We start from the raw sequence: 12,122 nt of genomic DNA, 5'->3' as shown, positions 1-12,122 counted from the left end.
AAAACCGCCTTTGCCGGCGGTTTTTTTCTGGGCGATGCAAACCCTTCGCATTCACCTTCGCCGTCGGTGGCCAATGCCCCCACTTGCACTGTCGTCAAGCCGGCGGCCCCGGGAATTCCCGAGCCCTTTGCTGTACCATTCGGGCCAATTGAGAACTTCGGAGTATCCCCATGAGCGCCGTCGCAGAAATCACCGAAACCACCACCGCCGAAATGCCCACCCCGATCGTCTTCACCGACAGCGCAGCTGCCAAGGTGGCCGATCTGATCGCCGAGGAAGGCAACCCTGACCTGAAGCTGCGCGTGTTCGTGCAAGGTGGCGGCTGCTCGGGCTTCCAATACGGCTTCACCTTCGACGAGATCACCAACGACGACGACACGACCATGACCAAGAATGGCGTGTCGCTGCTGATCGACGCCATGAGCTACCAGTACCTGGTGGGTGCCGAGATCGACTACAAGGAAGACCTGCAGGGCGCGCAGTTCGTGATCAAGAACCCCAACGCCTCCACCACCTGCGGCTGCGGATCGAGCTTCTCGGTATAAGCCTTGTTGGCCGCGCTGCAGTGAAGCCCGCAGCAGCCCGCCGCACAACACGCCATCAACCGCCGCGCAGCAATGCGCAGGCGGTTTTTTAACGCCTGTGCCCTTCCTGCCTTGCCATGATTCCTGAAGACAAAAGCGCTTCCGCCTCCACCACATCCTCCTCGCGTTCGGTGCTGCTATGGCTTGTGGCCATCGGCTTTTTCATGCAGACGCTGGACGGCACCATCGTCAACACCGCGCTGCCCACCATGGCCGAGGCCCTGGGCGAGAGCCCGCTGCGCATGCAGTCGGTCATCGTCGCCTACTCGCTGACCATGGCCATGCTGATCCCGGCCTCGGGCTGGATGGCCGACCGCTTCGGCACGCGGCGTGTCTACCTGTGGGCGATTGCGCTGTTCGTGCTGGGCTCGGTGATGTGCGCGATTGCGCCCAACCTGCAGCTGATGGTGGCTGCGCGCGTGCTGCAGGGCATGGGCGGGGCGCTGCTCATGCCGGTGGGGCGGCTGGCCGTGCTGCGCGCCTTTCCGCGCGAGCAGTTCCTCAAGGCCATGAGCTTCGTGGCCATCCCCGGCCTGGTCGGGCCGCTGATCGGCCCCACGCTGGGCGGCTGGATGGTGGAGTACGTGAGCTGGCACTGGATCTTCCTGGTCAATGTGCCCGTGGGCCTGATCGGCCTGGCCGCCACGCTGCGCTTCATGCCTGTGGGTGACCGCTTTGCCGTCAAGCGCTTCGATGGCGTGGGCTATGCGCTGCTGGCCTTTGGCATGGTGGCCGTGTCGTTGGCGCTGGACAGCATGTCGGGCAAGGGCATCCACGGCGCCATGGTCTTCGTGCTGCTGATCTTCGGCCTGGCCAGCCTGGCCGCCTACTGGCTGCACGCGCTGCGCCGGCCAGACCCGCTGTTCGCCCCCGAGCTGTTTGCCGTGCGCAGCCTGCGCGTGGGCCTGCTGGGCAACCTCTTCTCGCGCCTGGGCAGCTCCTGCATGCCCTTCCTGATCCCGCTGGTGCTGCAGGTCTGCCTGGGCTTTTCGCCGCTGCAGGCCGGCATGATGATGCTGCCCACGGTACTGGCCAGCATGGCCATGAAGCGCCAGACCACCACGCTGATCCAGCGCATCGGCTACCGCCGCGTGCTCATGGGCAACACCCTGGTGCTGTCGCTGATGATCGCCAGCTTCGGCACGGTCTCCACGGCGTTGCCGCTGTGGGTGGTCATCGTCCAGCTGCTGATCTTCGGCGCCACCAACTCCATGCAGTTCACGGCCATGAACACCGTCACGCTCAAGGACCTCGATGCCGGCAACGCCAGCAGCGGCAACAGCCTGCTGTCCATGGTGCAGATGCTGGCCATGGGCATGGGCGTGGCCGCCGCAGGCGCCGTGCTGGCCGGTTTCAGCGAATGGTTCGGCGGCGACACGCCGCAGCACACCCTCAATGCCTTCCGCGCCACCTTCGTCTGCATGGGCGCGGTGACGCTGGCCTCGACCATGATCTTCTCGCAGCTCGGCGACGATGAGGATGTGCGGCCCAAGCCTCTGGAGCCGGCCGAGCACGAGTGAGGGCTGTGCATAGCTTTTGAACCCTGAACCGCTGCAATCCACACTTTTGTTGCGGGTTTACCCTTGTTTTTGGCAAGGATATATGGCAGCCCGCATAGGAAATATCGAGGCCGTCTTATGCGTTCGGGCGGGGCTGGACTTAATCTCGGGTACATCCGCAGGACTTACGCAAGCAAGAACGCAAACACGCCATCGCCACAGGGCCAGCGGCTTTCTTCCTCGGAATTTGCGTAAGTCGTGATCCGAACAGTCCACGCACCAGCAGTTGCCCCCACGAGCATGAGCCAGAGCCCCAGTTCCCAACCCATCCGCTTCTATCACCGCGGCCAGATCGTCGAGGTACAGGGGCCGCATCCCACGCGCTCGGTGCTCGACTGGCTGCGCGGCGACGCGCGCTGCACCGGCACCAAGGAGGGCTGCAACGAAGGTGACTGCGGCGCCTGCACCGTGGTCATCGCCGAGCTGGCCGAAGACGGCACGCCCGACGCCGTGGGCGGCCTGCAGCTGCAGACGGTCAATGCCTGCATCCAGTTCCTGCCCACGCTGCACGGCAAGGCGCTGTTCACGGTGGAGGACGTCAAGGGTCAGTGCGCCGGCAAGCAGGGCTGTGCCACCGGCAAGCCCGCAGGCGGTGCCGAGCTGCACCCCGTGCAGCAGGCGCTGGTGGACTGTCACGGCTCGCAGTGCGGCTTTTGCACGCCGGGCTTCGTGATGTCGCTGTGGTCGGCCTACGAGCACCACCAGCAGGCCGGCACGCGCCCCTCGCGCCAGCAGCTGGCCGACGAGCTGTCGGGCAATCTGTGCCGCTGCACGGGCTACCGTCCCATCCTGGACGCAGGCCAGCGCATGTTCGACCTGCCCGCCACGCGCATGGCCACCGACCCCGTGGTGCAGGCACTGCAGGGCCTGCGCGCGCACGATGCCGGCTTGGACTACGCCGCGCCCAACGCCGCCCAGGGCGGCCGTGTGGACAGCTTCCACGCTCCGCGCACGCTGGACGAACTCGCCGCCGTGTGCGAGGCCAAGCCCCGCGCGCGGCTGCTGGCAGGCTCCACCGACGTGGGGCTGTGGGTGACCAAGCAGTTCCGCGACCTGGGCGACATCGTCTATGTGGGCGACGTGGCCGAGATGAAGCGCGTCGAGGAACGCCGCGGCGCGGGCAGCCTGGACGGCGGCGAGCTGTACATCGGCGCCGGTGCCTCGCTGGAATCGGCCTGGTCGGCGCTGTCGCAGCGCTTCGTGGGGCTGACCGATGTGTGGCTGCGCTTTGCCTCCGTGCCCATCCGCCATGCGGGCACCATGGGGGGCAACGTGGCCAATGGCTCGCCCATTGGCGACTCCCCGCCCGTGCTGATGGCGCTGGACGCGCAGATCGAGCTGCGCAAGGGCGCACGCGTGCGCCGCATGCCGCTGCATGACTTCTATCTGGACTACATGAAGAACCAGCTGGAACCGGGCGAGTTCGTGCAGGCACTGGCCGTGCCGCTGGACGCTGCACGGCGCCAGACCCGTGCCTACAAGATCAGCAAGCGCTTTGACTGCGATATCTCGGCGCTGTGCGCGGGGCTGGCCATCGAGCTCGATGGCGAGGTGGTGAAGTCCGCCCGCCTGGCCTTTGGCGGCATGGCCGCCGTGGTCAAGCGTGCGGCCCTGGCGGAGGCGGCCATCGTGGGCCAGCCCTGGGACCAGGCCGCAGTGAAGGCCGCCCAGGCCGCGCTGGCCCAGGACTTCAAGCCCATGTCCGACATGCGCGCCAGCGCCGACTACCGGCTCAAGGTGGCGCAGAACCTGCTGCAGCGCCTGTGGCTGGAGACACGTCCGCAGCAGCCGCTGCCGCTGCAGGCCACCAGCGTCTGGAGCGTGATGCCCCATGCAGTGCACCAAGGAGCCTGAAATGAACCGCCCCATCGATCCCTCCCTGCTGCACTCGTCCGAGGCCTTTGCGCATTACCTGAAGAACACCGCCTTCCGCGTGGACGAGCGCGCCGAGGCCGGTGCCCACACCCAGGGCCAGCGCGTTGGCATCAGCCGCCCGCATGAATCGGCCCATCTGCATGTGGCCGGCGAGGCCGCCTACATCGACGACCTGCCCGAGCTGGACGGCACGCTGCACTGTGCGCTGGGCCTGTCGCCCGTGGCCAATGGCCGGCTCAATGCGCTCAGGCTGGATGCCATCCGCGCCATGCCCGGCGTGGTGGCCGTGCTCACGGGCGAGGACATTCCCGGCGTCAACGACTGCGGCTCCATCATCCACGACGACCCCATCCTGTGCAGCGGCGAGATCCGCTACCTGGGCCAGCCGCTGTTCGCCGTGATCGCCGAAAGCCGCGAGGCTGCGCGCCTGGCTGCGGCCCAGGCCAAGGCGGCGGCCGACATCACGGCCGAGCCGCCCGTGCTCACGCCCCAGCAGGCGCATGAGCTGGGCCAGTACGTGCTGCCGCCCATGCACCTGGCGCGCAGCACGAATGAAGGCGGCGCGCGCCGCGCCATGGACGAGGCGCCGCACCGCCTGAAGTCCTCGTTCTACGTGGGCGGCCAGGAGCAGTTCTACCTGGAAGGCCAGATCAGCTACGCCATTCCCAAGGAGGACGGCGCCGTCCACCTGTACTGCTCCACCCAGCACCCCAGCGAGATGCAGCACCTGGTGGCGCATGCGCTGGGCGTGGCCTCGCACGCCGTGCATGTGGAGTGCCGCCGCATGGGCGGCGGCTTCGGCGGCAAGGAGTCGCAGTCGGCCCTGTTCGCCTGCGTGGCCTCGGTGGCCGCGACGCGGCTGCGCCGCCCCGTCAAGCTGCGCCTGGACCGCGATGACGACTTCATGATCACGGGCCGCCGCCACTGCTTCTGGTACGAGTACGAGGTGGGCTACGACGACGAGGGCCGCATCCTCGGCGCCGAGATCTCCATGGTCTCGCGCGCCGGCCACTCGGCCGACCTGTCCGGCCCCGTGATGACGCGCGCGCTGTGCCACTTCGACAACACGTACTGGCTGCCCGATGTGTCCATGCACGGCTACTCCGGCAAGACCAATACGCAGAGCAACACGGCGTTCCGCGGCTTCGGCGGCCCGCAGGGCGCGATCGCCATCGAGAACATCATGGAGACGGTGGCGCGCGAGCTGGGGCGCGATGCGCTCGATGTGCGCCGCGTCAACTTCTACGGCAAGACCGAGCGCAATGTCACGCCCTACAGCCAGGTCGTGACCGACAACGTGATCCACGAGCTGGTGGCCGAGCTGGAGACCTGCAGCGACTACCGCGCGCGCCGCGACGCCATCGCCGAGTTCAACGCGGCCAGCCCCGTGCTCAAGCGCGGCCTGTCGCTGACGCCGCTCAAGTTCGGCATCTCCTTCAACGTCAAGCACTTCAACCAGGCCGGCGCCCTGGTCCATGTCTACAACGACGGCTCCATCCTCGTGAACCACGGCGGCACCGAGATGGGCCAGGGCCTGAACACCAAGGTGGCCCAGGTCGTGGCGCATGAGCTGGGCGTGGGCTTCGGGCGCGTGCGCGTCACGGCCACCGACACCACCAAGGTGGCCAATACCTCGGCCACGGCGGCATCGACGGGGGCCGACCTCAACGGCAAGGCCGCGCAGGACGCGGCGCGCCAGATCCGCGAACGCCTGGCCGCCTGCGCCGCAGAGCGCCATGGCGGCCGCGCGGAGGACGTGCGCTTCGCCAACGACCAGGTCCACGTCAACGGCAAGGTACTGGATTTCAAGGCCGTGGTGGGCGAGGCCTACATCGAGCGCGTGCAGCTGTGGTCCGACGGCTTCTATGCCACGCCCGGCCTGTCGTGGAACAAGGACACCATGCAGGGCCGGCCCTTCTTCTACTACGCCTACGGCGCCGCCGTGAGCGAGGTGGTGGTGGACACGCTGACCGGCGAGTTCAAGCTGCTGCGCGCCGACGTGCTGCACGACGTGGGCCGCTCGCTGAACCCGGCCGTGGACGTGGGCCAGGTCGAGGGCGCCTTCATCCAGGGCATGGGCTGGCTGACCACGGAAGAGCTGGTCTGGCACCCGCAAAGCGGCAAGCTCACCACGCACGCCCCGAGCACCTACAAGATCCCGACGGCAAACGACTGCCCGCCCGTGTTCAACGTGCGGTTGTTCGAGGGCGACAACTTCGAGGACTCCATCCACCGCAGCAAGGCCGTGGGCGAGCCGCCGCTGCTGCTGCCGTTCTCGGTGTTCTTCGCCATCCGCGATGCCGTCTCGGCCGCGGGCGGGCACCGCAGCAACCCGCCGCTGCAATCGCCGGCCACGCCGGAATCCATCCTGCGCGCCATCGAGGCCGTGCAGGCCGCCGGGAGCTGAGCGGACCGGCGCCGCCCCCTCATTCCTTGAATCGGCGCGCAGCGATGCGCGCCACCAGGTCCATGGCCGCCCGGCAGGGTGCCATGCCTTGTGCCGGCCTGGACAGCCGGTGCTCAACCCTGGGCGCTTTCACAACCGTTGCGCCCCGCATGCGAAAACAACACGGAGACAATGCGATGAACTGGATGGAACGGGTGTTCAAGCTCAGTGAGCACGGCACCAATGTAAGAACCGAGCTGGTCGCGGGCCTGACGACCTTTCTGACGATGGCCTACATCATCTTCGTCAATCCCTCGATCCTGGGGGATGCGGGGATGCCCAAGGGGGCCGTCTTCGTGGCCACCTGCCTGATCGCGGCGCTGGGCACGACCATCATGGCGCTGTACGCCAACTATCCCATCGCGCTGGCGCCGGGCATGGGCCTGAACGCCTACTTCGCCTACGTGGTGGTGCTGCACATGGGCTTCACCTGGCAGGCCGCGCTGGGCGCGGTCTTCGTCTCGGGCTGCCTGTTCCTGCTGGTGACGCTGTTCGGCCTGCGGGAGCTGATCATCAAGGGCATACCGCAGTCCATACGCATAGCGATCACCGTGGGCATCGGCCTGTTCCTGGCGCTGATCGCGCTCAAGAGCGCGGGCATCGTCGCCGCATCGCCGGCCACCTTCGTGACCCTGGGCGACCTGCACAAGCCCGAAGTCATCCTGGCCTCGCTGGGCTTTCTGATCATCGTGGTGCTGGACCGCCTGAAGGTGCCGGGCGCCATCCTGATCGGTATCGTCGCGGTCACCGTGGCTTCGTTCTTCTTCGCAGGCAACGAGTTCCACGGCGTGTTCTCGGCCCCGCCCTCCATTGCGCCCACCTTCCTGCAGCTGGACATCAAGTCCGCGCTGACGGGCGGCATCCTCAACGTGGTGCTGGTGTTCTTCCTGGTCGAGCTGTTCGATGCCACGGGCACGCTGATGGGCGTGGCCAAGCGCGCCGGCCTGCTGGTGCCCAGCCGCATGGGCCGCTTCAACCGCTCGCTGCTGGCCGACAGCGGCGCCATCTTCGCGGGCTCGCTGCTGGGCACCTCCAGCACCACGGCGTACGTGGAAAGCGCGGCCGGCGTGCAAGCGGGCGGCCGCACGGGCCTGACGGCGCTGACCGTGGCCGTGCTCTTCCTGTGCTGCCTGTTCCTGTCGCCGCTGGCCGGCGTGGTGCCTGGCTACGCCACGGCGCCCGCGCTGTTCTTCGTGGCCTGCCTGATGCTCAAGGAGCTGACCGAGATCGAATGGGGCGAGACCACCGAGGCCATCCCCGCTGCCGTCACGGCCCTGCTCATGCCTTTCACCTACTCGGTGGCCAATGGCCTGGCCTTCGGCTTCATCACCTATGCCGTGCTCAAGCTGTTCACGGGGCGCGCCAAGGAAGTGCACTGGATGGTGTGGCTGATCGGTGGCGTCTTCCTCTTCAAGTTCGTCTATATCGGCGGCTGACGTAGCGCACTGTTTTTGGTGGGGGGCCCGCGCCTGGCAGCAATGCCTTGCGCGGGCCTTTTTGCTGGCGCTGCTTTTCCGCGGTACTCATGCGGGGTGGATGGCACCCAGGATGCGCGGGCCGCGTGCGCCCGTCACGGCGGGCAGGTTGCCCGGCAAACCCAGCAGGGCCTGGCGCGCCAGCCAGGCGAAGGCGGCGGCCTCCACCTGCTGTGGCGGCAGGCCGCGCGCGGCCGTGGTGTCCACGGCCACGCCAGGCAGCAAGGCGGCGATGCGCTGCATCAGTTGCGTGTTGAAGGCGCCTCCGCCGCAGACCAGCAGCTCGCCGCCGCCATGCCCGAAGCGCTGCACGGCACCGGCGCAGGCGCGGGCCGTGAATTCGGTGAGCGTGGCCTGCACGTCGGCGGGGCGGGCATCGGCGGCGCTGGTTGCACTGGCGGAAAGATGGCCGGCCAGCCAGTCCGCGTGGAACAGGTCGCGCCCCGTGCTCTTGGGTGGCGGCTGCTGCAGGAAAGGCTCGGCCAGCAGGCGGTCGAGCAGGGCGGGCAGCACCTGGCCCGTGGCCGCCCATTGGCCGCCGTCGTCATAGGGCTGGCCCGTGTGCGCCTGGCACCATCCGTCCATCAGCGCATTGCCGGGGCCGCAGTCGAAGCCCAGCACCGTGCCATCGCCCGCCAGCACGCTGAGATTGGCAATGCCGCCGATGTTGAGCACCAGCACCGTCTCGCCGGGCCGGCCGAACACGCCCTGGTGGAAGGCGGGCACCAGCGGCGCGCCCTGGCCGCCAGCGGCCACGTCGCGGCTGCGCAGGTCGGCCACCACGGCAACGCCGCTGAGCTCGGCCAGCAGGGCCGGGCTGTTGAGCTGCAAGGTGTAGCCCGTGCCGTCGAACATCTGCGGCCGGTGGCGCACGGTCTGGCCGTGGGCGCCAATGGCGGCGATCTGCGCGGGCGCCAGGCCCGTGGCCTGCAGCAGTTCCCGCACCACCTCGGCATAGCTGCGCGCCAGCGCATTGGCCGCCAGCGCCGCGCGGTGGAGCTCATCGCGGCCATCGGGGGTGTTGAGGGCCAGCAGCTCGGCGCGCAGCGCGGCGTCGAACCCCCGGCTGGCATGCCACAGCACCTGCGTGCCTTCGGCAAAGTCCACAAGCACGCCGTCCACCCCGTCAAGCGAGGTGCCGGACATCAGGCCTATGCAGTAGCGGTGGGCGATGGGGGAGGGGGTGGGCTGGTTCATGCCGGCAATGGTAGCCCTGCGGCCTGGGACCCACGATCACAAAAGGATGCGCCTGAAACAACAAAGGCTGCCAGGGCAGCCTTTGCGGGATGGGAGCGCGGCGGCTCAGCGTTCGCTGGCCAGGGCCAGTGCTTCGTTCGATGCCTGCAGCTCGATGCGCATCTGCGCGGCCATCTTGTCGAAGGCGGCGCGGCCGGCCTTGGAGACGGGGCGGGCGGCATCGGTGGCCTGGACGATGGTCATGGGATCGCGGTGCTCGCCGTTGACGCGGAACTCGAAGTGCAGGTGCGGGCCGGTGGCCCAGCCTGTGGAGCCCACGTTGCCGATGATGTCGCCTTGCTCCACGCGCTGGCCGCGCGTGACGCCGATGTGGCTCAGGTGGGCGTAGACCGTGGTGTGGTTGTTGGCGTGGTCCACGAAGATCACGTTGCCATAGCCGTTCTGCACACCCGCGAAGGAGACGGTGCCGTCGCCCACGGTACGCACCTTGGTGCCCGTGGCAGCGGCGAAGTCCGTGCCCAGGTGGGCGCGCCAGGTCTTGTGGATGGGGTGCATGCGCATGGCAAAGCCGCTGCTGATGCGCGAGAACTCCACGGGCGAGGTCAGGTAGGCCTGGCGGCGGCTCTTGCCGTCCATGGTGTAGTAGTCGCCCTTGGCCTTGCCTTCGTCCTGGAACCACAGTGCCTGCACGACCTTGCCGTTGTTGTGGAATTCGGCGCTGAGCACGCGGCCGGCGCGCAGCGGCTCGCCATCGGCTTCCAGCGATTCGTAGACCACGGAGAAGCGGTCGCCCTTGCGCAGGCTGCGGCGGAAGTCCACGTCGCCCTGGAAGATGTCGGCCATCTGCATGGCCACGGCATCGGGGATGGAGGCCGCGTCGGTGGCGGCGAACAGCGAGCTGCGGATGATGCCGCCGGCCAGGCGGGGCGAGGCCGTCAGCTTGCCCGTCTCGATGCGGGTGCTCAGTTCATTGTTCTTGCGCTCGACCACGAGGCGGCGGAAGCTGCCGTCCTCGTCGGGTGCCCAGCGCACGGTCAGCTGCGACAGCTGGTGGTCAGGCGTGGTCTCGGCCGTCACCAGGCGGCCGGCGCGGCCCAGCACATGCTGGCGAACCTGGTCGTTGCCGCGCATGAAGGCGGCGGCGGCCGGATCGGCCACGCCCAGGCGCTGCAGCAGGGTTTCGGCCGTGTCGCTGCCGCGCGTGTATTCGAAGCGGTACAGGGACATGCCCTGCACGCTGTCGGTCAGCTCGGCCAGGGTCTGGCCTTCGGCCAGCGATTCCACGGGCGTGGAGAGCATGCGCACCGGCAGGTCGGCCGGATCGGGTCCCAGGTTGGCCACGGCGAAGGCGCCGCCGCCGCCCGTGAGCAAGATGGCTGCCAGTGCCGCGGTGACACGCTTGGGGTGTTGCTGGATCACGGAGGTCAGCCGCGCAACAAGAGCACCGCTGGCATGGTTCAAGCCATATTTCACAACATCAGATCCTTGGGTTGCGCGCATCCGGCCCAGTGGGGGCCGGACAGCATCGCAGCGGCGGGATACGCTCTCCAGACGGGCAACAAGTCCGCGCTCTGCGGTGCGGATAGGCGGGCGTCTAGAATTCGCCGCAGCGGGAAAATCCCCGGAGTATACCGACGCAGTCCTACGCGGCCTGGCGAAAAACCCTTATGAATCAATCTGCTGTTACAACATACCCGGTCACCGACGGTGTAAGCCAAGCGCTTGAAACCACCCTGCGCGGCGTGGATGAGCTGCTGCCCCAGGCGGACTGGGTGCAAAAGCTGGCCCGTTCCGAGGCCACCGGCGTGCCGCTGCGCATCAAGCTGGGCCTGGACCCGACGGCGCCCGACATCCATCTGGGCCACACCGTGGTGCTCAACAAGATGCGCCAGCTGCAGGACCTGGGCCACCAGGTGATCTTCCTGATCGGCGACTTCACCACCCTGATCGGCGACCCTTCGGGCCGCAACAGCACGCGCCCGCCGCTGACGGCCGAGCAGATCAAGGTCAACGCCGAGACCTACTACACCCAGGCCGCCAAGGTGCTGGACCCCGCCCGCACCGAGGTGCGCTACAACAGCGAGTGGTGCGACAAGCTGGGCGCGCGCGGCATGATCGAGCTGTCGGCCAAGTACACCGTGGCCCGCATGATGGAGCGCAACGACTTCCACCAGCGCTTCACCGACGGCAGCTCCATCAGTCTGCACGAGTTCCTCTACCCGCTGCTGCAGGGCTATGACTCGGTGGCGCTGCGCGCCGACCTGGAGATGGGCGGCACGGACCAGAAGTTCAACCTGCTCATGGGCCGCCATCTGCAGCAGGAATACGGGCAGGACACGCAGTGCGTGCTCACCATGCCGCTGCTGGTGGGCCTGGACGGCGAGCACAAGATGTCCAAGTCCAAGAACAACTACATCGGCATCACCGAGGACGCCAACACCATGTTCGCCAAGGTGCTGAGCATCTCGGACACGCTGATGTGGAACTGGTACACCCTGCTGTCGTTCAAGAGCCTGGCCGAGATCGCCGCGCTCAAGGCCGAGGTGGAAGGCGGGCGCAATCCCAAGGATGCCAAGGTGCTGCTGGCCAAGGAAATCACGGCGCGCTTTCACAGCGCGGCGCTGGCCGATGCGGCCGAGCAGGATTTCAACAACCGCAGCAAGGGCGGCATTCCCGACCAGATCGACGAGGTCAGCCTGTCGGGCGCGCCGCTGGGCATCGGTGCCCTGCTCAAGCAGGCCAACCTGGCGCCTTCGACCAGCGAGGCCAACCGCCTGATCGACGGCGGCGGCGTGCGCGTGGACGGCACGGCCATCAGCGACCGGGGCCTCAAGCTTGAAGCCGGCACCTATGTGGTGCAGGTGGGCAAGCGCAAGTTTGCGCGCGTGACGCTGGGCTGATGCCCGCGCCGGGCCATGCGCCCGGCTGCACAGGAATGAAGGACGCCGGCATGCCCGCGTCCTTTTTTCATCGCCGGGCCGCCCCA

8 protein-coding genes are annotated in these 12,122 nt (G+C 67.9%); 6 read left to right on the top strand and 2 right to left on the bottom strand.

Annotated features, from left to right (window positions below):
* Positions 1-170: 170 nt before the first annotated feature.
* The 5 genes from erpA to KDK82_RS16420 all read left to right on the top strand — a co-directional run bounded on the left by erpA (position 171) and on the right by KDK82_RS16420 (position 7,900).
* Positions 171-545: an iron-sulfur cluster insertion protein ErpA gene (erpA, locus tag KDK82_RS16440; protein ID WP_013800449.1), complete on the top strand. Its 375-nt coding sequence runs from the start codon at positions 171-173 to the stop codon at positions 543-545.
* Positions 546-661: 116 nt separating this feature from the next.
* On the top strand, positions 662-2,104 hold the full coding sequence (mdtD, locus tag KDK82_RS16435; protein WP_013800450.1) for a multidrug transporter subunit MdtD: 1,443 nt from the start codon (positions 662-664) through the stop codon (positions 2,102-2,104).
* A 279-nt stretch (positions 2,105-2,383) separates the two neighbouring features.
* Positions 2,384-3,997 (top strand): xanthine dehydrogenase small subunit, encoded by a 1,614-nt coding sequence (xdhA, locus tag KDK82_RS16430; protein WP_088165633.1) that lies wholly within the window; start codon positions 2,384-2,386, stop codon positions 3,995-3,997.
* Position 3,998: 1 nt separating this feature from the next.
* The gene (gene xdhB / locus KDK82_RS16425; RefSeq protein ID WP_016448453.1) at positions 3,999-6,425 is read left to right on the top strand and encodes a xanthine dehydrogenase molybdopterin binding subunit; all 2,427 of its coding nucleotides are present in this window, start codon (positions 3,999-4,001) and stop codon (positions 6,423-6,425) included.
* Positions 6,426-6,601: 176 nt separating this feature from the next.
* Positions 6,602-7,900 carry an NCS2 family permease gene (locus KDK82_RS16420; RefSeq protein ID WP_012207705.1) on the top strand — a complete coding sequence of 433 codons (1,299 nt, stop codon included), beginning with the start codon at positions 6,602-6,604 and terminating at the stop codon, positions 7,898-7,900.
* A gap of 87 nt (positions 7,901-7,987) precedes the next feature.
* Here the strand turns inward: KDK82_RS16420 and KDK82_RS16415 are convergent, their stop codons facing one another.
* Complete coding sequence (locus KDK82_RS16415) at positions 7,988-9,136, bottom strand: anhydro-N-acetylmuramic acid kinase (RefSeq protein ID WP_088165632.1); 1,149 nt, start codon at positions 9,134-9,136, stop codon at positions 7,988-7,990.
* Between the two features lie 105 nt (positions 9,137-9,241).
* Complete coding sequence (locus tag KDK82_RS16410; RefSeq protein WP_088165631.1) at positions 9,242-10,636, bottom strand: M23 family metallopeptidase; 1,395 nt, start codon at positions 10,634-10,636, stop codon at positions 9,242-9,244.
* Between the two features lie 167 nt (positions 10,637-10,803).
* Here KDK82_RS16410 and tyrS point away from each other — a divergent pair, with 167 nt between their 5' ends.
* On the top strand, positions 10,804-12,036 hold the full coding sequence (tyrS, locus tag KDK82_RS16405; RefSeq protein WP_012207702.1) for a tyrosine--tRNA ligase: 1,233 nt from the start codon (positions 10,804-10,806) through the stop codon (positions 12,034-12,036).
* The last annotated feature ends 86 nt before the right edge of the window (positions 12,037-12,122 follow it).

This window comes from Delftia sp. K82, from assembly GCF_002193035.1.
Classification (GTDB): domain Bacteria; phylum Pseudomonadota; class Gammaproteobacteria; order Burkholderiales; family Burkholderiaceae_C; genus Comamonas; species Comamonas acidovorans.
Note: the sequence above shows the minus strand (reverse complement) of the source record. Positions and strands in the feature narration are given on the sequence as shown.